At 68.9% G+C, this 23,194-nt stretch carries 24 protein-coding genes and 1 pseudogene; 12 read left to right on the forward strand and 13 right to left on the reverse strand.

The genetic code is table 11. The features are described 5' to 3' along the window. Nucleotides 1–4 precede the first annotated feature (4 nt). The gene (locus E2651_RS00750) at nt 5–1,327 is read right to left on the reverse strand and encodes a phosphatase PAP2 family protein (RefSeq protein WP_135328979.1); all 1,323 of its coding nucleotides are present in this window, start codon (nt 1,325–1,327) and stop codon (nt 5–7) included. Nucleotides 1,328–1,811: 484 nt separating this feature from the next. Continuing rightward, complete coding sequence (locus E2651_RS00755; protein ID WP_245238483.1) at nt 1,812–4,697, reverse strand: family 16 glycoside hydrolase; 2,886 nt, start codon at nt 4,695–4,697, stop codon at nt 1,812–1,814. Between the two features lie 514 nt (nt 4,698–5,211). Between E2651_RS00755 and E2651_RS00760 the strand changes: the two genes are divergently transcribed. After that, a complete protein-coding gene (locus tag E2651_RS00760; RefSeq protein WP_135328980.1) occupies nt 5,212–6,318 on the forward strand; it encodes an LUD domain-containing protein in 1,107 nt (368 codons plus the stop codon). 91 nt (nt 6,319–6,409) lie between these two features. Here the strand turns inward: E2651_RS00760 and E2651_RS00765 are convergent, their stop codons facing one another. Further along, on the reverse strand, nt 6,410–6,856 hold the full coding sequence (locus tag E2651_RS00765) for a hypothetical protein (protein WP_245238471.1): 447 nt from the start codon (nt 6,854–6,856) through the stop codon (nt 6,410–6,412). Nucleotides 6,857–6,991: 135 nt separating this feature from the next. On the opposite strand from E2651_RS00765, the gene E2651_RS00770 reads away from it, so the two are divergent. The 4 genes from E2651_RS00770 (at nt 6,992) to E2651_RS00785 (ending at nt 10,303) form a co-directional block, all read left to right on the forward strand. Further along, nucleotides 6,992–7,222, forward strand: coding sequence for a hypothetical protein (locus E2651_RS00770; protein WP_135328982.1), 231 nt, complete (start codon nt 6,992–6,994; stop codon nt 7,220–7,222). 276 nt (nt 7,223–7,498) lie between these two features. Beyond that, a complete protein-coding gene (locus tag E2651_RS00775) occupies nt 7,499–8,689 on the forward strand; it encodes an FAD-dependent oxidoreductase (protein WP_135328983.1) in 1,191 nt (396 codons plus the stop codon). 10 nt (nt 8,690–8,699) lie between these two features. After that, on the forward strand, nt 8,700–9,638 hold the full coding sequence (locus tag E2651_RS00780) for a sigma-70 family RNA polymerase sigma factor (RefSeq protein ID WP_135328984.1): 939 nt from the start codon (nt 8,700–8,702) through the stop codon (nt 9,636–9,638). 104 nt (nt 9,639–9,742) lie between these two features. Then, nucleotides 9,743–10,303: a hypothetical protein gene (locus tag E2651_RS00785; RefSeq protein ID WP_209446030.1), complete on the forward strand. Its 561-nt coding sequence runs from the start codon at nt 9,743–9,745 to the stop codon at nt 10,301–10,303. A 91-nt stretch (nt 10,304–10,394) separates the two neighbouring features. Here E2651_RS00785 and E2651_RS00790 read toward each other — a convergent pair whose 3' ends face one another. Then, complete coding sequence (locus tag E2651_RS00790; protein ID WP_135329066.1) at nt 10,395–11,231, reverse strand: LysR substrate-binding domain-containing protein; 837 nt, start codon at nt 11,229–11,231, stop codon at nt 10,395–10,397. 96 nt (nt 11,232–11,327) lie between these two features. Here E2651_RS00790 and E2651_RS00795 point away from each other — a divergent pair, with 96 nt between their 5' ends. From E2651_RS00795 to E2651_RS00805, 3 genes are all read left to right on the forward strand, one after another. Further along, entirely contained in the window at nt 11,328–11,822 is a 495-nt protein-coding gene (locus E2651_RS00795; protein ID WP_209446031.1) for a cupin domain-containing protein, read from the forward strand. Nucleotides 11,823–12,033: 211 nt separating this feature from the next. Next, the gene (locus E2651_RS00800; RefSeq protein ID WP_135328986.1) at nt 12,034–12,756 is read left to right on the forward strand and encodes a DUF4232 domain-containing protein; all 723 of its coding nucleotides are present in this window, start codon (nt 12,034–12,036) and stop codon (nt 12,754–12,756) included. Between the two features lie 50 nt (nt 12,757–12,806). Next, on the forward strand, nt 12,807–13,292 hold the full coding sequence (locus tag E2651_RS00805; RefSeq protein WP_135328987.1) for a phage tail protein: 486 nt from the start codon (nt 12,807–12,809) through the stop codon (nt 13,290–13,292). A gap of 436 nt (nt 13,293–13,728) precedes the next feature. Here the strand turns inward: E2651_RS00805 and E2651_RS00815 are convergent, their stop codons facing one another. From E2651_RS00815 to E2651_RS00855, 8 genes and pseudogenes are all read right to left on the reverse strand, one after another. Further along, nucleotides 13,729–13,935 carry a hypothetical protein gene (locus E2651_RS00815; protein WP_135328988.1) on the reverse strand — a complete coding sequence of 69 codons (207 nt, stop codon included), beginning with the start codon at nt 13,933–13,935 and terminating at the stop codon, nt 13,729–13,731. A 203-nt stretch (nt 13,936–14,138) separates the two neighbouring features. After that, nucleotides 14,139–14,564: a hypothetical protein gene (locus E2651_RS00820; protein WP_135328989.1), complete on the reverse strand. Its 426-nt coding sequence runs from the start codon at nt 14,562–14,564 to the stop codon at nt 14,139–14,141. A gap of 178 nt (nt 14,565–14,742) precedes the next feature. Next, nucleotides 14,743–15,060 (reverse strand): annotated as a pseudogene (locus E2651_RS44950) (phospholipase A2); the annotation flags it as partial. Nucleotides 15,061–16,651: 1,591 nt separating this feature from the next. Next, nucleotides 16,652–17,041: a hypothetical protein gene (locus E2651_RS00835; protein ID WP_135328992.1), complete on the reverse strand. Its 390-nt coding sequence runs from the start codon at nt 17,039–17,041 to the stop codon at nt 16,652–16,654. Nucleotides 17,042–17,076: 35 nt separating this feature from the next. After that, nucleotides 17,077–17,469, reverse strand: a complete 393-nt coding sequence (locus E2651_RS43575; protein WP_167828637.1) for a hypothetical protein — start codon at nt 17,467–17,469, stop codon at nt 17,077–17,079. 490 nt (nt 17,470–17,959) lie between these two features. Beyond that, on the reverse strand, nt 17,960–18,142 hold the full coding sequence (locus tag E2651_RS44955) for a hypothetical protein (RefSeq protein WP_245238472.1): 183 nt from the start codon (nt 18,140–18,142) through the stop codon (nt 17,960–17,962). Between the two features lie 70 nt (nt 18,143–18,212). Then, nucleotides 18,213–18,713 (reverse strand): DinB family protein, encoded by a 501-nt coding sequence (locus tag E2651_RS00850; RefSeq protein ID WP_135328993.1) that lies wholly within the window; start codon nt 18,711–18,713, stop codon nt 18,213–18,215. A 39-nt stretch (nt 18,714–18,752) separates the two neighbouring features. Next, on the reverse strand, nt 18,753–19,379 hold the full coding sequence (locus tag E2651_RS00855) for a class I SAM-dependent methyltransferase (protein ID WP_135328994.1): 627 nt from the start codon (nt 19,377–19,379) through the stop codon (nt 18,753–18,755). A gap of 123 nt (nt 19,380–19,502) precedes the next feature. Between E2651_RS00855 and E2651_RS00860 the strand changes: the two genes are divergently transcribed. From E2651_RS00860 to E2651_RS00870, 3 genes are read left to right on the forward strand one after another with little or no spacing between them, the layout of a single operon-like run. Continuing rightward, nucleotides 19,503–20,111, forward strand: a complete 609-nt coding sequence (locus E2651_RS00860; protein WP_135328995.1) for an XRE family transcriptional regulator — start codon at nt 19,503–19,505, stop codon at nt 20,109–20,111. A 35-nt stretch (nt 20,112–20,146) separates the two neighbouring features. Continuing rightward, nucleotides 20,147–20,365, forward strand: a complete 219-nt coding sequence (locus tag E2651_RS00865; protein ID WP_135328996.1) for a hypothetical protein — start codon at nt 20,147–20,149, stop codon at nt 20,363–20,365. Nucleotides 20,366–20,394: 29 nt separating this feature from the next. Next, the gene (locus E2651_RS00870; protein ID WP_135328997.1) at nt 20,395–20,745 is read left to right on the forward strand and encodes a hypothetical protein; all 351 of its coding nucleotides are present in this window, start codon (nt 20,395–20,397) and stop codon (nt 20,743–20,745) included. Nucleotides 20,746–20,936: 191 nt separating this feature from the next. Here E2651_RS00870 and E2651_RS00875 read toward each other — a convergent pair whose 3' ends face one another. After that, on the reverse strand, nt 20,937–22,103 hold the full coding sequence (locus tag E2651_RS00875) for a nuclear transport factor 2 family protein (RefSeq protein WP_135328998.1): 1,167 nt from the start codon (nt 22,101–22,103) through the stop codon (nt 20,937–20,939). A gap of 95 nt (nt 22,104–22,198) precedes the next feature. On the opposite strand from E2651_RS00875, the gene E2651_RS00880 reads away from it, so the two are divergent. Continuing rightward, nucleotides 22,199–23,170: a LysR family transcriptional regulator gene (locus E2651_RS00880; RefSeq protein WP_135328999.1), complete on the forward strand. Its 972-nt coding sequence runs from the start codon at nt 22,199–22,201 to the stop codon at nt 23,168–23,170. The last annotated feature ends 24 nt before the right edge of the window (nt 23,171–23,194 follow it).

Here is a 23,194-nt window from a genome sequence, read left to right on the forward strand (position 1 = left end):
TGAATCACACGAGTTCGGGTTGCGGTTCCGTTTCCGGTTGCCGCGCCGGTGCGGCCTTCGGCTCCCACAGCTTGGTGGTCCGCATATAGCCGTAGACCACGGAGGCCATCGCCAGAAGAAGAAGTGGCCCAAAGGCCCACGGATACTTGGCCATCTCCATCGGCAGGTAGCGATACGAAACCAACAGCAGAGCGAAAACCGCTACGCCGTACGCGACCAGCTGGATTCCTTGCCGGTCCCAGCCGCGGTCCAGCGCGCGCAGAGCCGCGTCGATCGTGAACGCGAACACCACGCCGGCGACGATATCCACGCCGTAGTGGTAGCCGAATCCCAGCGTCGCGCCGAGCGTCGCAATCAGCCAGAACGTGCCCGCGTAACGCAGAATGCGTGGGCCCTTGCGGGAATGAATGAAGATCGCGGTGGCCCACGCCGTGTGCAGGCTCGGCATGCAGTTGCGAGGAGTGAGCTCGTCGAACGGCATCGACTGCGGGTTACCGATCGGCGGCGGCGTGTCCGGCCACAGATTGGCCACCGCCAAGTGCTCGCCGCCGGTGCCGAAGGCGCCCGTGCCGTAGGCGAAGATCGGTCCAACTACCGGGAAGATCATGTAGATGGCGGGCCCGAGCAGGCCGATGACCAGGAAGGTGCGCACCAGATGGTGGCCCGGGAAGCGGCGCTCGGCCGCCACGTTGCGCAGCTGGTACACCGTGACGACGACCGCGGCCACCGCGAGCTGAATGTAGACGTAGTCGAGGACATGGGCGCCGATCGAGCCGGTGGCCGAGACGATCCGGCCCGCCACCCACGACGGGTTGCCCAGCGCGTGATCGGCGGAGGCCAGATACTGGTCGAGCACCATCGGGCGGGTCTTCGAGGTGATGAGGAGCCACGTGTCGCCCGTCTTGCGGCCGGCCACCAGCAGCAGGCCGAGACCGACGCCCTTCAGGAGCAGGACCCGTTCCGCGCCGGTGCGGCGTGTGACGGCGATGACCCCATAGGCCAGGAGCACCCACAACGCACCGTTGCCGAACATCATCTTGGCGTCGAGCGCCCAGCGAACCAGGAAGAAGACGATGTCGATTCCGATGGCGGCACCGACCGCGATGAACCGCTGGCGCCAGGTGAGGACCACCATCATCAACGCCATACCGGCGTACAGCAGCGGCCCCGATTTGGGTGCGAATATCACCTCTCGCACCTGATTGGCCATCGGCCCCGGCAGGCCGTAGTGACGCGCGGCGATCTCCAGCGCTATGAGGAATCCGAGGGCCACAACTGCCGCTGTGGTCCACAGAATCGCCCGTGGTTGACGCCACGCGGCGAGCACTGCTCTGCAGTTTCTTCCCGAAAGGATTCGCGATGCTATAGGTATCAATGTCTGGCCGATTTGTTAGTTGTGGTTAATTGGCTCACTCTTCGTGCTAGATAGCGTGGTTTTGTGATGAAGTAAGGGCGATCAGGGCACTCCTCGTGAGTTCGATCATGCTAGCGGAGCGGTTTTCAGGGGTACGACAACGGGGGCGCGGAAGGGATCGCCGGACTGGTGTTGATCTCGGCCCCGACCGCCCAGACGTCGTCCTCGCGCATCCCGCAGAGGTGAGCATCGCGGCAGCCACCATGGTGACGGCCACGATGCCCCTGGGTCTGATGCCCGCAGCTCTGCCCATGATCGATCCCCCTGATCGCTCCCTTGCGGAGCGGTTCTCGGCGAGCGGGCAGCGTACCGCCTGATGTCGGACATCTGAGCGACGGGATGCGACGACGGACAGCTCGTCGTGTTCCTTCAGCCGGCCTCCTTCAACCGACCTCCTTCAGTCGACGGGTTCGATCCAGACGTTGCGGAAACGGACCTTGTTGCCGTGGTCCTGCAGCCGGATCGCGCCCGCTGCCGCGGATTCGGGATCGCCCGCGCCGGTCGGGCCGTCGACGGCCACGTCGTCGTGGACCTTCTTGCCGTTCCACACCACGCTGATCCTGGCGTCGGCGGTCTTCTTCCCGTCCGCGTCGTGGCGCGCGGCTCGGAAGACGATGTCGTACGTCTGCCACGTCTCCGGCGCCGTGGAGGCGTTGTGGTCGGCGGCCTTCTTGGTGTAGATGGAGCCGGCTTCGTTCGCGGCGAGTTTCTCCACTCCGAACGAGTCGAGTATCTGGATCTCGTACCGCTCCTGAAGGTAGATCCCGCTGTTGCCGCGGTCTTGCCCGGTGACGTCGTCGGGCAGCTTCGGCACGCGGAATTCGGCGTGCAGCTTGAAGTCGCCGAAGGCCTGCTTGGTGCGGATGTCCCCGCAGCACACCTCGATCGATTCGTCGGCCGTGTGGGGCCATTCGACGCTGCGGCCGTCGGTGTGCTGCCAGGCGGTGGAGGCACTGCCGCCGGAGAACAGATCGATACGGCTGTTGGGCCGGCGCACCTCGATCATGTCGAGGTTCACATTGCCGGTGTCCTCGGGCCGGTAGGTGTAGGTGATGGTGTTGTGGCCTTTGCGCAGGGCGAGTTGCTCGGTCTTGGTCGACCAGCGCTTCCACGTATCGGTCGAGGGCAGACTGGTCTGACGTGCCTGCCCGCCGTTCACACTCACGCCGAGAGTCTTGGTGCCGGCGAACGGGTGCGGTCCGTTCGCATAGCGCAGGCCCACGGCGTACGTGCCCTTGGCGGGAGCCTCGACGTCGAACGTGACGGTGGCGCCGGGGTCGGTGAAGCCGTCGACGAAGCCGCCGCCGGTGTAGCCGGCGTGCTCGGTGTCGACGTCCGCGCCGCCGGAATGCCGCGCCGACTCGGCGTCGTAGGAGGTGACCGGCTCGTCGCGGCCCGGACGTGCGTTGAGCGTGTACCACGCCTCGGTGGACCACAGTTGCTCACCGTCGGCGGAGGAGAAGGGGCGCGGCGAGCGCACATGCACCACCCGGTCGCTCTTGAGTCCGGGGATGGTCAGGCTGACGGTGCGGCGGTCGTCGGAGACGTGGGCGCCGGTGACGGGCAGGGCTTCCTCGTCGACCTTGGGGCCGCCGTAGTCGGGGGTGGGGGAGTAGCGCCACTGCTCGACGGAGTAGGCACCGCTGGTCAGTTTCTCGACGGTCTTGTCCGACAGCGGTGTGGTGTAGGTGAGTTTGAAGCCGTCGCGGGTGGCACGCATGGTCTTGATGTCGAAGGCGGTCTTGCCGTTCGGCGTGAGCTTTTGCAGGCCGAAGCGGAGTTTGCCTTCCTGGCCCCAGTTGCCGTCCGCGCCGAGCCCGCCGGTGTAGATCGCCCCGTCAGGACCGGTGGAGATGCGGGTGATGCCGGACTCCAGACCTTGGGTGTGACGGAAGACCGCACCCTGGAACTCCCCGTTGACCTTCTCCAGGTCGGCGCGCTGCAGCCCGCCGTAAGTGACGTCACCGAACATCAACTGCCCGGCGAAGGGCCCCTTCTTCACCGTCATGGGGGTGCTGGGGGAGTTGGCTATCTCGTTCTGCGGCAGCCACAGCACCGGCTTGGTGACGGGCTTGTCGTCGAACGGACCGTCGGGATTGGTGTAGTGGTTGAAGAACCGGTCCTGCTTGATGTGCACCAGTTTCGATGCGGGCAGCCAGCCACCCTGGTTGTCGGTGACGAACAGTTCACCCTCCGGGCCGCGGCCGATGCCGTTGGGGGTACGCAGACCGCCGGCCAGGTAACTGACCTTCCCGCTCGCCTTGTTCACCTTGATCGTGGTGCCGCGGTTGGCGGCGGGCTGCGGATCGGTCGTCGCGCCGCCGTAGTTGATGGCGACGGACAGGTTCAGATAGAAATTCCCGTCCTCGTAGAGCAGCCCGAACGCGAACTCGTGGAAGTTCCCGCCGTAGGGCCACTCGGCGACCTTCCGGATCTCACCCGCGTCGTTGTCCCCGTCGATATCGGCGAGCTCGGTCAACTGATGCTTCTCGGAGACATACAGCTTCCCGTCCACGTACTTGATGCCCATCGGCTCCTTGAGCCCGTCGGCGATCTTCTCGTACGTGACCTTGTCAGGACCGGTGTCGCCGGTGACGTTGTCGAGGACGTACACCGCGCCCTCGGTCTCCTGGCTGCCACCCCAGGTGGTCACCGCGAGCCGGCCGTCGGGCAGCCAGTCCATCGCGGACACCTGCGGCTCAAATCCCTTGGGGCGCAGGTCGGTCAAGGTGTAGCCAGGGTTGACCGAGGTGAGCGGAAGGCCGTCGCCGGGGGTGTCGTAACTGCCCTCGCACTCCTTGCGGCCCGGCGCGGTGACCCGCACCACGCCGGCGTCCGTGCTGAGCACGGAGTTGGGTACGAGGGTGAAGGCGTCGGCGCCGGGCGGCTTCCACTGCAGGGTGACCTGCTGGTCGTTGCCGCGGTCGAAGTGGTCGATGCGCAGGGGGTGATAGCCCGGAGCGAGGGTGATCTCGCCGTCCTTGGGCTCGGCCCCGTGCAGTCCGTCGTGATCGATGACCTTCTGGCCGCCGATGAACAGGCGTGAGCCGTCATCACTGATCAGACGGAAGGCGTACGCGCCGTTTGCGGGGACATTGATGTTGCCGATGATCTGCGACACGAAGTTGTCGGTGAACCCGAAGCCGTCGGTGGAGGACCAGTCGACGGTGGGGATCAGCTTGTCGACGTTGGGGGTCTGGGCGGGCTTGAGGTCGCAGAGCTTGCTGAGCGGGGACTGGATGTCGAACACCCGCAGCGTGACGCCGGGTTCCTGAGGCGGCAGATCGGCGAACGGCTTCTCGCCGGAACCGGCGCCGGTACCGACGCCGGTGGCTGTCGGCGTGGTGAGCGCGCCGGCAAGCAGCAGCCCGAGAAGTATCCCGGTGGCTCTGCGCGGTCTCAGGCGCGTGAGTCGGCGGATGCGGGGTGGGCGCGTGGGGTGCTCGTGTGGCTTCACTCTGTCTCCTGCTGCGCGCTGCGAGGCGGCCGGGGCCGCCTCGGCCGCCCGCGTCCGCGGAGTGGAGTTCATGCACATGCCGGTGGTGCGGGGTGCGGCATTCGGCCGCGCCTGCACTGACTTCCGTACGAGAGCGACACACAGCGTACGAAGCGAGCCTCGCAGCGTCCATACTTTGTCCTCAAGAAGGAGAAACGGTAGGGGAGTTGGCGTGGGGTCGGCGCTGCACGGGGCAAGGCCGCGGGTGTCCTGGCCCGAGGCCGACGCGCCGCCTCACATTCCGGCGGGCTGCGTTGTCGTACTGGTGAAGACGACAACACGACACGGCGAGGGGACTCCAATGAACGACTTCCAGGCCATCGCGGACCGCGTCGAGATCGAGGCGCTGCGCGGCGAGTTCAGCGACGCGGCGATGATGCGCGACCGACCCCGTCTGGCGTCGCTGTTCACACCGGACGGTGCCCTGCGCATGCCCAACATCCCTGTCGAGCAGATCGGCCGGGAGGAGATCCTGGCCGGGGGCGAGCGGCTGCAGAGCCAGCTGGACTTCTTCGTACAGACCACGCACCCCGGCACGATCCTGCTCGACGGCGACACCGCGACCGGCCGCGCCTACATCCAGGAACTCGGTCGCGCCCTCGACGGGCGTCAGGGTCTGAACTACGCCGTCTACCACGACCGTTACCAGCGCACCGAGGAGGGCTGGAAGTTCGCCGAGCGGGTGTACGAGGTCAGGTACCTCGACATGTCCCCGCTGGCGGGCTCGGCGCCCCACGCGGCGCAGGGCTCCGAGTCCGGGACCAACCGGGCAGACGCCACGGCCGCCCCGACTCCGGCCACAGCCTTCACCGCCCCGGCATCGGCCGAACAACTGGAGCGGGTCGCCGCCGCGCTGCGCGCCAACGGCTTCGCCGCGGAGATCCTCGACGACGCCGCGGCCGCGCGTACCCGCATCAAGGAGCTGGTCCCCGAGGGCGCCAGCGTGCTCACCGGAGCCAGCGAGACCCTCCGACTGTCCGGCATCGACGAGGACATCAACGCCAGTGGCCAGTACGACGCCATCAGGCCGCGCATCCTGGCCATCGACCGCGCCACCGGCGCCGACGAGATCCGAAGGCTGGTCGCCGTCCCCGATTTCGTCGTCAACAGCGTCGCCGCGGTCACCGAGACCGGCTCGCTCGTTCTTGCCTCGGGCAGCGGCAGCCAACTCCCCGCCAACGCGGGCGGCGCCGCCCAGGCGGTCTGGATCGTCGGAGCGCAGAAGGTGGTGCCTGACCTGAGCACAGCGCTGCGCCGCGTCGAGGAACACGCCCTCCCGCTGGAGAGCGCCCGCGCCCAAGCGGTCTACGGGACGCCCAGCGCCGTCAACCGCCTGCTGATTCTCAACGCGGAACCCCGCCCGGGGCGCGGCACGGTGCTGCTTCTCCGAGAGGCCATCGGATACTGACCTGGCCCAGGGTCCGTTTGACTAAGAGACGGGCTCAGAGCCAGTCATTGAGCAGCTGCTTGAGTGTGGTGCGCGGGTGTCCGGGCTGATTTCATGAAGCGCTCCGGTGGACCAGTTCCTTGAGGTGGGCGATCTCGGCGGCCTGCTCGCTCAGCCGCCGGGAGGCAATGCCGCTGGTGTGGAGGACCGCTCCCGCGACGGACACCGGCACCGACAGCCCGAGGATGCCGAGCAGTTCGGGCCAGTCCCGCTGGGCGGCGCACGGATTGCGGAAGCTTGCCTGGGCGTTGGCGGTGGGGCCGTCCGTGAACAGCCGTGACTCGCACGTGCCGTAGCCGTCGCTGTCGTAGGGCACGAGCAGGAGCACGGCGAACCACACCCACAGCGCGACGGCTGCGACCAGCAGCAGGAAGCCCCACGCCTCCGCATTCTTGGCGCGCCTTTGCAGGCGTATGTCGTGGGGGATCGGGTTCATGACAGACGAATCTATCAAGACCGCGATCTTGGAGCGGCCTTCGGCGCCCAGGCGTTCAGCCACACCCGCTACACCTTCTAGCGGGCCTGCGCACAACGAACCCCCCGGCACCTCCGAAATCTCGCCCGCACCAATCCAGCCGGATGGCCGCGACGTACTCCCTGCGATCGACAATCCATCGACCTCAGGGAGCTAGCCATGCAGCGGAACACCACCACCACGCCGGGTCGCAGTCGGGCCAGGAGACTCGCCGTCGCCGTCGCAGCCGCTGGTGTACTTGTGGGCGGCGGGGTCGCCTTGGCGGGCCCGGCCGGCGCCGACACCTTCTGCGGAGAGACGGGGGACGGCGGCTACGGGTGCGTGATCGACCAGGGGGACGGAACGTTCAAGATGGTCAACAGCGATGGGGACATCGTCTACAACTGGTGACGCCGCACGCCGCACGCCGCACGCCGCACGCCGCACCTGACCTGACGACGCGACGGGCGGACCGCGACCGGCTCCCCGCCGGCGTGCGTCCGCCCGTCTGCGTTATCGCGCCATGACTTCAGTAGAGCAGCTGTTCGATTACAGACGCGCGCCAAAACCCTCGACCGGAGGCTCATCGCTCACCTCGGCGTAGTGACCTGCGTCACACTCGACTCTTGTCAGCAATCGGGGCGCCGTCTCGTTCATAGGGGACACGAACGAGATAGGAACAGCGCCATGAAGCACCACATCGTCGTACTCGGTGCCGGATACGCCGGGGCCTTCGCCGCCGGGAACCTGGCCCGCCGGCTTTCCCCCGCCGACACCGAGATCACTGTCGTCAATGCCGCGCCCGACTTCGTTGAGCGGATGCGGCTCCACCAGCTCGCGATCGGCCAGGACGTTGCGTTCCGCAAGCTCACCGACGTATTCGCGGGCACCGGGGTGCGCCTGCGCCTGGCACGTGTCACCGGCGTCGACCCCGAGCGCCGGACCGTCGCCGTGACCGGCGAGGACGGTGACGGCGAGCTCGCGTACGACACGCTTCTCTACGCGCTCGGCAGTTCCGTAGCCCACCATGACGTCCCCGGCGTGGCCGAGTACGCCTTCGATGTGACCGGCCGGTCCTCGGCGCTGCGTCTGCGCGAGCGCCTGGCCGGCCTGGGCGAGGGCGGCACCGTCCTGGTCGTCGGTGAAGGCCTGACCGGTATCGAGACCGCCACCGAGTTCGCGGAGTCCCGGCCCGACCTCTCGGTCGCGCTCGCCGCCCGCGGCGAGCTGGGCGCCTGGCTCTCCCCGAAGGCCCGCCGTCACCTGCGTCAGGCGTTCGACAGGCTCGGTGTCACCGTCCACGAGCACACCGGCATCGAAGCGGTCGAGCCGACACGGGCGATCGCCGCCGAGGGTACGTCCATTCCGGCCGACGTGACCGTGTGGGCGGCCGGGTTCGCCGTGCACCCCATCGCGGCCGCCAGCGGCCTGGAGGTCGCCGAGACCGGCCAGATCGTCGTCGACCGCACCATGCGCTCGGTCTCGCACCCGGACGTCTACGCCGCCGGTGACTGCGCGTACGCGATCGGCGACAACGGCCTGCCGCTGCCGATGTCCTGTGCCTCGGCAGGCTTCACCAACATGCAGGCGACCGCCGCGATCATCGCGCGCCTGACGGACAGCAAGATCCCGACCGTCGGGCTGAAGTACTTCGGCAACCACATCAGCCTCGGGCGGCGGGACGCGATCTTCCAGATGGTGGACGGGGACGTCCGGTCGAAGTCCTGGTATCTGGGCGGCAAGGCCGCCGCGCGGCTCAAGGCGGGCGTGCTCAAGGGCTCCGGATTCAGCATCGCCCACCCGACCTTCGGCATGCCGAAGCGGAAGCACCGCCTGGCCGCCGCGCCTGACCGGGCCGGTGTGAGGGTCGGCGCATAGGCTGGTCCGCATGGACAGCACAGCCGTCGATCGGTTCGAAGCGAGCCGGGGCCGGCTGGCCTCGCTCGCCTACCGTCTGCTCGGCTCGGCCGCAGACGCCGAGGACGCCGTGCAGGACACGTTCCTGCGCTGGCAGGCCGCGGACCGCGAACGGGTCGAGGTGCCGGAAGCGTGGCTGACCAAGGTCGTCACCAATCTCTGCCTCGACCGGCTCCGCTCGGCGCAGGCGCGGCACGAGCGAGCGGCCGGAGACTGGCAGCCCGAGCCGCTCCTCGAGGGCGACCCGATGCTCGGCCCGGCCGACACCTTCGAGCAGCGCGAATCGGTGTCCTTGGCCGTACTGACCCTCATGGAGCGCCTCTCGCCCGTCGAGCGCGCCGCCTATGTCCTGCGCGAGGCCTTCTCGTACCGCCACGCCGAGATCGCCGGGATACTCGACATCACCGAGTCCGCGAGCCAGCAGCATGTGCACCGCGCTCGGCGCCGGGTCGCCGCCGAGCGCCGCGGCGGCGGGGAGGTCGACCCCGCGTCCGCGCGCCGGGTCGTCGAGGAGTTCCTCGCCGCCGCCACGTCGGGGCGCACCGACCGGCTGGTGGCGCTGCTCACCGACGACGTGACGGCGATCTCGGACGGCGCCGGACTGGGCAAGAGGCTGCTGCGGTACAAGACGCCTGAGCGGGTCGCCTCCTACGCGCGGGCCGGCTTCAAGCCCACGCCTGCGAAGCGGCGGCTGGCCGGCGGTACACCCGCGATCCATATCGCGCTGGTCAACGGCTCCCCGGCCGTCATCGCCGTGGTCGACGACCGGGTCGTGGGCGCCGTGGCGTTCGAAGTCAGCGACGGCAAGGTCGCGTCCCTGCGCGGCATCGCCGCCGCGGACCGGATCGCGCGCCTCAACGACGCCTGGCGACAGCGCGAACCCGAGGCGCCGGTCATCAACGCGTGGTGACCAACGCAGTTCGGATCCCAGATGGTCGGCCATCGGTCGGGAACCGTTTCCCCGTAACCCGCGTGACCTCTTGACGTGTTGTCGGCTGGTGGTGAGGGGATCGAATGAGAGCGCGGACGATGGTCAGCGTGGCGGTATCGGCCTGTGTGGCGCTGGTGGCGTGCGGTTGCGGGCCGGACAAAGCGAAGGAGGACACGGACGCGAAGCCTTCGCAGTCGTCCGCCTCCGAGCGGGCCGAAAAGCCGTCGGCCAAGCCGTCCGCGTCCGCTCGGACCGAGAAACCGTCGGCCGAGCCGACCGGCGACCAGCCCGCGCCCAGGACGAAGGAGGGTGCGATCCAGCGGTACGAGCAGTACCTCCACGCGCTGGGCCGTGAGGACATCGACACGGTCTGCGAAGTGGCCGGGCCCGCCGCGAAGAAGGCACAGGACCAGGGGTTCGGCCCGTGCACGTCGACGTACACCACCGTCTTCCAGATGATCTCGCCCGCGCAGAAGAAGGCTCTGAAGACCGCGACGGTCGACCCACAGCGCATCGCCGTGCGCACGCCCGACAGGATCGAGATGCCGGTCGAAGCGGTCAGGTCCTCGGCCACCTTCTCCGAGAGCGACCTCGGCAGCTACACCCTGGAGTACCTCAAGGACGATTGGTACATCACCGACTGAACCTGACGCGCCGTACGCACTTCGGAAGGCAGTCCCGAGGGTCGCAGCGTTCGAATCGTTCACGAGCTGTGGCAGCACCGATTGCCGATACTCAGCGGCGGTACGCGGCCTTCGCGGTCTCGGCGAAGGATCGGATCAGCGGGTTGGTGTCACCTTTGTTCCACGCCGCCACGACGCGACTCGGCGCCATGTCGGTGAGCGGTACCACGGTCAGCTCCGCGGGCAGGGCGTGGCCGAGCGGGGCCAGGCCGATCGTGCCGTTCCAGAGCACGGCTTGCAGGCATTCCTGGACGGCGCGTACCACTGGGCCCTCGCGCGGTACGCCGCCGTTCCAGTACGACTGCCAGATGGGGTCGGTCCCTTGCGGGAACTGGAACCAGCGGCGGTCGCTGAGGTCGGCCGGCCGTAGCCGGGCGTGGTGGGCCAGCGGATCGTCGGCACGCAGGACCACGCCGACCGGATCGGTACGCAGCGTACGCACCGTCAGCGCGGTCTCGTCGAACGGCGCTCGGGTCAGGGCGACGTCGACAAGCCCGGCGCGCAGTCCGCAGGTGGGGTCGGTCAGGTCGGTGTCGCGGACGCGGATGTCGATGCCGGGGTGACGTCGGCGGTAGGCGGAGGCCAGCCTGGCCGCTCCGGGATCGGTGCCGTCGCCCAGGATGCCGACGGTGATGGTCGCGACGCCGGCCGCCGCGCTGACGCGTACGCGGACCCGGTCGGCATGGGCGAGCAGGGCCCGCACCTCCTCGAGCAGTACCGTGCCGACCGGCGTGAGCGTGACGCCGGCGGGCGCGCGGGTGAACAGCAAGGCCCCGATCTCGGCCTCCAGCTGTTTGATCGCCCGGCTCAGCGGCGGCTGGCTCATGTGCAGTCGGGCGGCGGCGCGGCCGAAGTGGAGTTCCTCGGCGACCGCCACGAAGTAGCGCATGGTCCGTAGCTCCACGCCGCAACGATACCTACCGGGTATCGCCCCCGTAGGACAGGTCTTGGACATCGGTCGGTCCCCGGCGGTGGACTCGTGACCATGACCGACCAAGTCAGGGCCGGCGGCCCGCAGACAGACCCCGCCGTATCGGTGGTGGGTCCCGGCGACGGCGAGACCATCGTCCTGGGCACCACGCGCATGCGCGTCCTCGAGGACGGCAGCCACACCGGGCACCGCCTCGCGATCGCCGAGTCCGTCCTCGCCCCGCACACCCAGGGACCGCCGCAGCACCGCCATGCCCAACACGACGAAGGCTTCTATGTCCTGTCCGGCACCGTGCGGTTCACCGTCGGCGACGAGGACTACGACGCCACCGCGGGCACGCTCGTGATGGTCCCGCCCGGCACCCCGCACACCTTCGCCAACCCGACCGACCAACCCGCCGTCACGCTCAGCACCTTCACCCCCGACCTGTACGTGCAGTACTTCCGAGACCTCCAGAACGAGCTCGCCGGCGGCCGACCGCTGACGCCACAGGCCAACATCGACGCGATGAGTCGCTACGCGACCCAGCCCGCCACCGACTTCACCTGAAAGCGGCGGGGCAGGCGCGCTCCCGCCTCGCGGTCACTTCTCAAGAACATCCAACTCGGCAGCCTGACCTCGGTTTTCCCGAGTCCTCGCTGCTGCTCACGCGTGCGTTAGGCGGATGTTAGTGCGGTGGGAGCTCGGCGTTAGTGGCCCCGATCAGAGTGGGTGTTGTTCCAAGGAGCGAACAACACCCACTACCTACGGGGGATCCGCCATGCGTTCCAACACCACTGTCCGTGCTACTCGTCGCCGCACTCTGCGCGTTGCCGCCGCGGCCCTGGGCGTGGCCGCGAGTCTCTCCCTCACGGCCTGCAACGACGATGACGTCACGGGTCAGGGCGACCCGTCGCCGGCGGCCACCGCGTCTTCCTCGAGCGGCGGTTCGGGCACGGGCGGCTCGGAGCAGGGCGGTTCGGGCTCGGGCGGTTCGGAGCAGGGCGGCGGGAACGACTCGGGTGGGAAGAGTTCCGGCGGGCAGGGCACGGACGCCGGGACCGGCTCCAACGAGGACGGCAAGATCGGCAAGTGCCGCACGGACGAACTGGACATCACGGCGATGGACAGCACCATCGACGGCGACACCGATGGCACCGTCGCGGTGACTCTGGACAACGGCGGCGGCCGGGACTGCGCACTGTCCGGGTTCGCGGGTGTCGACCTGAAGACCAGCGAGGGGGCGCTGTCCGCGCAGCGCAGTGGTCAGCCGGCCGACCGGATGATCCTCAAGGACGGGGAATCGGTGTCCTTCGGCATCAACTACCCGATGAACGACTCGGGCGGTTCCGGTGTCAGCGTCACGGGTCTTGTGGTGACCCCGCCGGGCGAGACGAAGTCGGTCTCCCTGGAGTGGCCGGGCGCAAAGACGCTGCCCGTCACCGACGGCTCAGGCTCCCCGGTGAAGGTCGGCCCGATCGGAAGCGCCGGCCAGGGCGGCTGACCCGCACACTCCAGGACATCAACCATCAACTCCTTCAGGAGGGGAATGTCATGAGCAGATTTCATGTCAGGCGCGGGGCAGCTCGTTGCGTGGGCATCAGCAGCGCCCTCTTACTGGCCCTCGCGGGAACCACGGTGGGAGCGGCGGCGGCCCCTGCCACACCCGCGCCCGAGGGCTCGATCTCGACGGCCGAACTCCAACTGGGCGACGCCCTCACGGCTCACAACTTCCGCCTGCAGATGGACGGAACGCCCGTCGAGTACATCAGTGAAGTCTCCGGCCTCGATGAGGCGAACCACAAGGTGACCATGGTGCGGGGCATGACCCACAGCCCCGCGGTCGACCGCTGGATCGACGACGCGATTGCGGGACGCGAGGGGCGGCTCAAGAACATCACCCTCGAGCTTCTCGACTACCAGGACAACCCCATCAAGCGTTACCACTTCGGGGGCGCGTTCGTGGAACGCATCGACTATCCCTCCACCCCGGGCGCGGACACGCTCACGGTCAGATTCTTCACCTTGGCCATCGACTGATCGTTTGTGCGGAGTGCCCGGAGGCAGGATCAGTCCGCCACCGGGGCACTCTGGCTGGGGGCGGGGTTGTTGCTCATCTGCCCCCGATGACTGCCGTGTCGCGCGCCCCAGCGTTCAAGCGATGGGCCGACGGCGCCCACAGCGGCGAAGAACGCGCCGAGGAGCAGCCAGCCAGCCGGCCGTGCCAAGGCCGAGCACGACGATGGTGAGGATGGCGGGGGCGAGCGCCTGGCCTGCGCTGAAGCCAAGCCCGAGAAGCCCTTGGTACTGGCCTTGGGCATGGTCCGGTGCCAGGCCGAAGCCAAGGGCGAAGCCGGCCGAGGACTCCCATATCTCCCCGAGGCTGTGGATGAAGATCGCCGCGAAGAACGTTTGGAGGGCTTGGAGTAGACGCCGAACTGGATGGGGTCGGGGCCGATGTTGGCGATGATGTGCTTCATCGCGCCGTAGTAGGCGTTGCCGACGTAATCGCCGTCCGCGTCGGGTCGTCCCGCGAGGAGGTGGTCGAGCGCGTCGGGATGCTCAGTTCCAGGTCGATGCCCTGGTGGTCGAGGCTGGCCTGATGCTCCAGGGCATCCTTGCGTATGTAGTCGCGAAAGGTGCGCTGCTGGTGCTCGTCGAGGTCACCGCTCAGGTAGGACATCAGGCGGCTCTGGTCAACGTGTACATCGTGATGATGTGGCTCATGCGCACCATGATGCCGATCGACTCTGACATTCTCGTTCACCACCCGCGTACCGGCCGCCCCACGCGCAAGCGCCAAGTGCGGCGAACGGCAACCAGTCCACCGCACTTGACGCACACACCTGCCGTAGGAGGCCGTGAAGAGAGAGGCCTCCGCACCCGCTACGGAGCCTCGTGCTCCGGCTGCACCACCTTGGTGAGCGTCACCACCAGCCCCTCGTCCGCCCCCTCACCGGTCGAATGGTCCGGGAAGGTCAGCGTCACCCGATCCTTCTGCGTGCGCACGGCGACCTTCCCGGTGTAGTCACTGGACCAACCACCCTCCAGCGCATACGTCTTGGAGAGCGCGGCCTGCGCCTGCTGCGGCACGCCGGGCAGGAAGTACGGCTTGTCGCGCTCCTCTTCGCTGTCGAGCCCGTCCATGACGACGGTGAGCCCGTTCTTGCCGAGCTCCCACTGCCCCGAAAGCCCGAGGATGGTCTCGGACCAAGTCCCGTCAGGGGTGACGGTGATGGTCCCCTCATGCCCCGCGCTGGTGGTGGCCGCCCAGTCCCCGGCGGCGTACGCCGCGAGCGCCCGGTCCCTCACTCCACCGCCGGAACCACCGCCCGAACCACCCTCCTCACCCCCACACGCGGAGGCAACCGCCGCCACAGCCCCCACGGCCAGACAGTGAAGCGCTGTCCGCCGCCCCATGAGACGCACGACATCCCGACTGTTCACGGTTCTCCTCCCTCGTCGATGCAGGCACACCTTCGCGAGCCGGTCACCCCCGACCGGCCACCACGTCGTAGTACATCCGGGCCAGGCTGAGACACCTCTGCTGCTGCGCCTTGGCCTGCGCCGGCGGCAGCGGTGACCAGGCTTTGCACTCGGTCTGCATGTCCTCGAGGAAGACGTTGTCCACGCGCGCCTTGATGGTCGTGGCGTCGGGGAAACTGCGCCGCCTGAACTCCTCCTCGCCCAGCATGTCCTTGTAGTTGTTGTAGCCGAAGTCGTGCCGGGCGCAGGCGTTGCGGAAGTCGAAGCCCGCCGGCTTGTCGGGGCTGTAGGAACAACTGTTGTCGTCCCACCTGAATCCGAACCGGTCCCCCTTGCCCATGCGCTGGTAACCACGCCCCACCAGCCACGCCTCCCGCGCCTGAGGCCCGGTCTGCGTCAGCTCCTCCAGCCGCTGGAGCTTCTCCTCCCGGGTCGCGGGCGACGTCTTGGGAATGCCGATGTACTTCCAGCTGGTGCCGTTGCCGGACCACAGGTAGACACCGCGCCCATTGGGCGACACCCCGAGCAGCCGCTTGTCGGCGGCGAGGAACGTGGCACCCGGACCGCCCGTATCACTCCACTGATGGGGAGTGCCGTCGTACCGGAGGATCCGACCGGTGTCGGGCGAGGTGGCGAACAGCCCGGCAGAGCCGGCCACATCACCGGTGTACAGGTCCTTGGCACGCCCGCCGATGGGAACCCAATCGCTCCCGTTCCACTCATGGACGGCGGACCGATCACCGCTCAGCCGGTACAGCTCGCCGCTGACGGCGAGCGCGGCACCACCGTCACCGAGATCGCTCCATTTGTCGGGCGCCCCGCCGTACGCGTGGACGCGCCCCGTCTCCGCACCGACGGCGAACAACCCCGCATGCCCGGCATACAGCTCCTTGACCGGCCCCCCGATCCCGCCGAGGGGAACCCACGTGCTCCCGTTCCACTCGTGCACGGCGGACCGATCACCGCTCAACCGATACAGCTCGCGGCCGACGGCGAGCGCGGCACCACCGTCACCCAGGTCGCTCCACTTGTCGGGCGATCCCTCGTACTCGTGGACGCGACCGGTCTCCGGACTGACCGCGAACAGGCCCGCAGACCCCGCGTACAGCTTCTGCGCGGGACCTCCGATCCGGTACCAGTGCGTGCCGACGCCCGACCACTGGTAGACACCGGAGTGGTCCGAGGCGAGCGCGTACACCGAACCGGCGTACCCGACGATGCTCTCGACCCGCTCCGCACCAGCCTGCCGCCCACGGCGTGCGGGGGCCGGAGCGGGCGGCGACGCCGAGGCACCCTGCTCAGGCGCCGCTGTCGCAGGAGGCTGCGATGCCGCAGTGCCACCGGCCGAGACGGGACCGGGATCCGACTGCGCCGACCCTGCCAACCCACCCACCGCGATCGCGGCGACCAGCAGCACCGACACAGCGCGCCCGGCCCGCCTGCCGACCGTGCTCAAACCCCGTTCCCCGACACCGACTTGGCGATCCTCATCAGGGTCACGACGATGGAACAACTTCACGAGAGGCCTCCGATTTCCATGGGACGAGCCGCTCGAACGGCTCACGACCCACGCTCGGCCTCACACCGAATGTCCGCTGTCCACACCGAAGAACCCCCAGGTCGCCAGCCGGACAACCACAATTGTCCGCGGACATCGAACGGACTGGGTGACGGACTGGGTGACGGACCGGGTGACGGACTGGGTGACGGACTGGGTGATAGAGGGCATGGCCGAACGGCATCACACCCGCTGCCCGATTCGGCGGGCGCGATGGAGCCGTCCGAGCCCGGACCGATCACCGGCGCATGGGAGAGTCGCGACGAAGACCTGGTCGCGCTGGACGCGCAACGCCTACGAAAGCGTTGCGCCGCCCCCAGCCCGCGATGCGGAGGACTCCCCACACGCACTGCGATCAGTGCGTGTCGAGATACACCTTGGCGTCCCTGCCGTAGTGCCAGCCGCTGATGTACTTGGGGCTGTGCGCCCCCTGCGCCTCGTTCCACGTCCAGGTGGCCTCCCACCTGCCGATCTTGACCGTGCCGTACGGATCCTCGCCGTAGCCCCGGTCCCACAGGTACAGGGCCGTACTGCTCTGCACCCTGCCGCCATAAGTGCGCCGGCACTCCATGTACTTCATCGTGGCGCCGATGATTTTTACCGTCCGCCAGTTCGAGCAGGTGGTCGCGCCGGCACCTGCCGTGCCCCCACCCTGCGTTCCGCCCGCAGCCATGCCAGGCGCAGCCGCGCCCACCGTCAGCGCCAGCGCCGCCGCCCCAGCAACGGCCCATGTACGTACAGACATTGTGATCCCCCTTCTGAGAAGCTGATGTCCGCCCGCTATCGAAGGTCCACCCAGGCGTGCTCATAGCCGTCCTGGTAGTTGCAGCTCATCGAGGACTTCTGGCCGGGGCTGCGCCAGGGGCCCCACCGCGTGTACTTGACCATGGGGTTGCGGTGGCTGACACACGTGGCACGTGCCCGGTGCTTGCGCCAGGAGGGCTGGCCCGAGCAGTAGGTGTGCACGCCCTGACGGAAGAAGCCGTGGGAGTGGACCTTGCACGGCGGGCCCGCAGCGAGCCGCGCCGTCTCGGCGGCATGCGTTGCCGCAGAGGCCCCCTGGACCGTGGACCCGGCGTGGGCGGGCGCCGCGACGGTCGCCCCTCCCAGAATCGCGATTCCCATGACGGCGGCTGCCATACCGCGCCGAAGGACCATCCGGTGTGCGCTCACGACGATGATCTCCTCCTTCTCCGACGGCCGGTCCCCCGGCCGGGTCCCGCTGGGCCGCCGGTCGATGAACAGACTGTCGCCAGGCGCCGTCCCACCGCGACGAGAAGATGTCCCCTGACACCTTTGAGGGACGCCCCCGCTGCGACGTGCTGGGACGCCGTGCTGAGCGAGACGCCGAGGGACACCGAGGGACACGGAGGGACACGGAAGGCGCCATTGGCCCGGAAAGACACCCGCGCACACTGGGTGCCCGAACGCGTCAGACGCCTGACGCCGCTGGCCGGCGGTCCGCTCACCGTTCAGACAGGCACGGATCGTCTTGGCGTAGGCCCTCAGTGAGCCGGCGTTGCTTCCTCGGCGTAGCGGGCCAGCCCTTCCGCCATGTCCTGCATGAACTTCTGGAGATAGCGCGGCATGACCCAGCGCAGCAGCCAACTCGTCTCGTACTCGCCAGACCACTGGATGACCGTGCCTGAGCTGGATGTTGACGTCAGCTCCGGAAAGCCCGGGCGGCACCGACGCCGTCGTCACCACCGGGGTCGAGGCCGACCGACCGTGTCGCGTCCAGACGGTCCACCTTGGACCACAGCGGCCAACTCGCGGCGTCGACCAGCAGCTTCCAGACGGCTTCGGGAGAGGCGCCGGTGGTCACCGCGACGCGGTAACTGTGCATGGTGGAGGGCTCCTACGGGGTGAGCGGGGCGGCATGGATTCCGGTCCGCGGGTGCTGGTCATGGAGGGGATCAGCGGCCGGTCGAGCCGTCGATCAGTTCGCGGAGGATGTCCGCGTGGCCCGCGTGCCGGCCGGTCTCCTCGATCATGTGGGTGAGTGCCCAGCGGATGCTGGGAGCGGAACGGTTCGGCTGTGGTCGAGGGACCGGTGCGCCGAGATCGGTGCACCGGTCGAGCACTTCGTTCGCGCGCTCGACCGCGTCTCGGTAGCGGGCCACGACATCGGCCACGCTGTCCGCCGGCGCGGCCTGGAAGGTCACCTTCCAGTTGGTGACGTCGTCCCCGAGGAACATCGAGCGCTCGACGAACGTCAGATGGTTGAGAAGCCCGAGCAGGTTCGTGCCCGTCGGCACCGCGGCTGTGCGCACCTGCGGTTCGGGAGCCCCGTCGACCTTCGCGGCGATCGAGGTCCGGAGGTAGTCGAGGAATCCGCGCAGGACCTCGCTCTCGCTGTTTCCGGTCGGGGGCGGCGGGGTGTCGCGGCGGCGGTTGCGGCGCGTGGTGCTGGGCACAGGGGTCTCCTTGCCTTCCGGGAGGGGACGGCCGCCCGGTCAGGCGGTGCGGCGGATGAGGAGGACGTGGTCGGTGACCTCGGCGGTGCGCCCGCCCGGGCCAGTCGCGATCCGGTGGGGTGTGTCGGCCCGCTCGACCGTCCATGTGGCCGGGTCCAGATCGATGTCTACGGCGACTTCCCACGGGCTCGGACAGTGAATGTCGGGATTCTGGTCCCACGACCACGGCGCGGCCGAGCCATGATCGACAACCAGCAGTCGCCCGCCCGCGCGCAGTGCCTGCGCGGCCGAGCGCAGGACGCTTGCCCGGTCCAGGTCAAAGGGGGTGTGCAGGTAGTGGGCGCAGATCAGGTCGAATCCGCCCGACGGGAAAACCTTGTGCAAGTCGTGCCGTACGGCGATGACACGGTCGCCCAGGCCATGTGAGCGGACGAGGGCGGCGAGCCGCTCGACCGCCACGGCCGAGATATCGGCGGCGGTGACGTGCCATCCCTGGCGGGCGAGCCACAGTGCGTCGCCGCCGTCGCCGCATCCGAGGTCCAACGCGTCACCGGGCGGCAGGCTCGTCACCGTCTCGGTGAGGCGAGCATTGGGCTGCGGGCCGCTGGCTGCCGGTCGGGCCGCATATACGCCATCCCAGAACGCGACCGCATCGGTGGTGGCCATAGAGACTCCTTGTATCGGCTGTATCGGCTGTATCGGCTGTGTCGGCTGTGTCGGTGTGCGGTCAGTCTTGCCAGCCACCTCACGACTTGGCACGGAATCTTGCGGTTATGGCAAGGTGGCCTGATGGAGCACCCGACGGACGACGACGTGCTCGATGCGGTGGGCCCGCAGCTGCGTGCGCTGCGTCGTGACCGCGGCATCACCCTGGCAGGCCTCGCGGCGACGACCGGCGTCTCGGAGAGCACCCTGTCCCGGCTCGAGAGCGGGCAGCGCCGGCCGAGCCTCGAATTGCTGCTGCCGTTGGCCCGTATCTACGACGTTCCGCTGGACGACCTCGTCGGCGCCCCGCGGACCGGCGACCCCCGGATCCACCTCAAGCCGATCAAACGGTTCGGCATGACCTTCGTACCCCTGTCCCGGCGACCGGGCGGAGTGCACGCGTTCAAAATGCTCATCCCCGCCCAGCCGAGACCACTCGAACCGACCCCGCAGACCCACGAGGGCTTCGAATGGCTCTACGTCCTCAACGGCCGCCTGCGCCTCGTGCTCGGCGAGCGCGACCTGACATTGCCGCCCGGTGAGGCAGCCGAGTTCGACACGTCCCTGCCGCACTGGCTGGGCAGCGCCGACGCCGGCGCGGTAGAGCTGCTCATCCTGTTCGGTCTGCAAGGGGTACGTGCGCATGTGCGCACCGGCGCTGATCGGTCGTCACAGGCCGGGAACGAGCGGTGAGTCCCACCGGGCAATAGCCGCAGTCGGCAACGGGCGTGAGCCACATCGCACGGCCGCCCTACGTCACCGGGATCACCGGGAAGGCCACCGAGGTCGACAGGAGACAGGCGTTCCGGCCGGCCGAGATCGCCCCGGTTCCGGGGACCGATGAGGCATGGGGCGTCGGCGCGGCCGAACTCGGAGCGTTCGGCGACGCGAACTTCAGCCGTGCCGGTCACCGCCGACGACCCTGTTCCAGGGCCCGCCGGCGGTGACCGGAACCGCACAAGATCGTTGGCCGTGTATGAAGAACACCAAGCGCGTGCTCGCCGCCCTCATCGGGGCCGCCACCTTGCTCCTCACCGTCCCCGGCTCCGCGTCCGCGGCAGAGGGCGAATTCCGGTACACGTATGTCACCGCCGGCGGTGACGAAGGGAAGGTCACCTTGCACGACCCGGCCAGCGAGGAATGCATCACGCTCCCCGAGGCCGCGGTGGAATACGCCCAACCGCCCGCCCACTCCCCGAAGAACCGGACCGACTCCACCGCGGTCGTCTTCACCAACGCGGACTGCACCGGAGACTGGTTCTCTCTCAGGCCCTTCACCGGAGGCGCATCCGAGCGCCTGAAGCTCAGGTCGGTCATCTTCTCCTGAACCGCCCACACCCCGGCGGAACGCTGTACGAGCGCAGGCTGGGAGCGGCGTTGTGGGCCTCTGTCCATTGCGCCGCGCCCGCCGACCCTCACCACAGAGACGTACCGCCGGGGCGCGTGTCCGAGATCAACAGAAGGCTCACCGTTGACCACGGGTACTCCCTCCTTCGACGCGGACGGCGGCGCGGTTCCTCAAGAGTGCCGGTGGTACGCCTTGTTGGTGATACGCCAGGTGCCGTCCGTGCGGCGGACCAGCAGGAAGATGTCGGTGAAGGCGTCCGTGCCGTGCAGGAGCGTCATCGTCGCGGTCGCGACGGTGCCGTGGACGTCGACGGTGTCGATGCGGCGGGAGCGGGCCGGTTCGTCCGGGGCCGGGTGGCCGGGGAAAAGGGCGCAGTACTCGTCCAGGGGCCATGAGACGAAGACGCCGTCGCGGATTCCCTCGATGCGGGCGGTGGGCAGGAACGCGTCGCGAAAGTGGGTGGGGTCGCCGGTGGCATGTCCACGGATGTAGGCGTGGAGTGGTTGGAGTACGGCATCCTCCGGCGCGGGAACCGTGGCGGCGACGGCGATGTCGGCGTCGGGGTCGGCAGGGGGGTCGGCCAGCTGGGCAGCGCTGCGCAAGGGGGTGTTCGACGCGCCGGCAAGGAGTGTCATGTCCTTGGCCAAGGCTCCGATGGTGAAGGTGGCCGGGACGGAGACAACGGCCGACCGGTCGGCGAGGAAGGGGCGCTTGCGGGCCACGAGCCCGCCGAGCTGGCCGAGTTCGAGGACGTCGAGCACGTGGGAACGGGGCAGGCCCAGGGCGTCTGCCTGCTGAAGCGCCTCGCGCAGCGCGAGGACGGAGCCGGCGAGGCTGCTGTTGACGATCAGCTTGAGCGCGGCGGAGGTGGCTGCGTCGTCGACGCACCGCACGGTGCCCAGAGCGTCCAGAACCGGTCGGGCCCGGTCGAGGGTGTCCTGGCCGGCAGCGGCAAGGATGTTCAGAGCGCCGCCAACGGCCGCCGGGACAGAGCCGAGTACGGGTGCGTGAACGTAGGACGGGCCGAACCGCAGGGCCAGCCGCGATGCTTCGGCGGGGGAGACGGTGCTGGTGTTCAGCACGATCGTGTCCGCACGCAGCGAGTCACGGACGTCGTCGAGGACCTGCTCGCAGGCCGGACCGTCGAACAGCGCCAGGAGTACGAGGTCGGCCTGTGCCACCGCCTCGTTCGGATCGGCGGTCGTCCTGAAAGCGGTCGAGGAGCGTCCGGAACGTGTCCAGCCGACGACGTCCCAGCCCTGGTCGGCGAGTCGTGCCGCGAGGGCGTAGCCCATGCGCCCCAGGCCAAGGACGGCGACCGTGCGAGGTGTGATCATGCGTGCCAGCGTGGCGTCCCGCGGCACCCGCGACAAGCGCAGATCGTGCACAGCTGCCCTGCGGAACTCGCATACCTGCCGGGCATACTGGCGCCATGGAGCTGACTGTGTGGCGGACCTTCGTGACCGTGTGCCGACTCGGGTCGCTGTCGGCGGCGGCTGCCGAACTCCACCACACGCAGTCGGCCGTCTCCCGGCAGATCGCCGGGCTCGAGCGGCAGCTCGGCGTGGATCTGATGGAGCGCCATGCACGCGGTGTGCGTCCGACGCCGGCCGGCGAGGTGTTCCGGCGCCATGCCCAGGCCACGCTCAACGAGGCCGACCGCGCTGTACGCGCCGCCCGGGACGCCGGCGACGGAACCTCCACCAAACCGCTGGTCGTCGGCGCGACACCCTCACTGGCCGCAGGGATCGTTCCCGAGGCCGTCCGGGGACTGCTGGAGCGCGTGGGCCCGCTCAACTGGAGCCTGCTGCCGGGCCTGAGCGCACAACTGCACCCCCGCGTGGTCGACGGCGATCTCGACCTCGCCGTCGTCACCGACGCACCGCCAGGACTCCCCGACGATCCGCGGATCGAGCGACGGCTCCTCGGAGTGGACGACATGGTCGTCGTCCTGCCCGCCGGACATCCACAGGCCGGGCGGAACCCCGTACACATCCAGGCCCTGGCCGAACAGACCTGGGTGGAGGACAACGACGGCTCGGCGGCGCTCCTGCGCCGGCATGCGGCTCGCGCGGGCGTCAGCGCCCGCATCGACCTCGCCGCGGCCGATCTCCTCGGCAAGCTGGCCCTGGTCGCATCCGGCCACGCCATCGCGCTCATCCCCGGGGTGCTGAGCTGCGCGCTACGGGCCGACGTCAGCACCGTGCCCCTCGTCGATCCCCCGACCCGCGGCATCTACACGATCACCCCGCGCCGCGACCTCCACCCCTCCACAGCACCGCTCCTGGACCAACTCGCCATTGCCTTCGCCGCGGCCCGCCCACCCCGAGCCGCTCACCGGCCGACCGGGACGGACGCTCACCCCGAGGCGTCGGCACCGTACATGCCCGGCCCGGCGGGGTGAACGTCCAAGCCGCCCTCGCGGTTG

Source organism: Streptomyces sp. MZ04 (assembly GCF_004684775.1).
Taxonomy (GTDB): Bacteria; Actinomycetota; Actinomycetes; order Streptomycetales; family Streptomycetaceae; genus Streptomyces.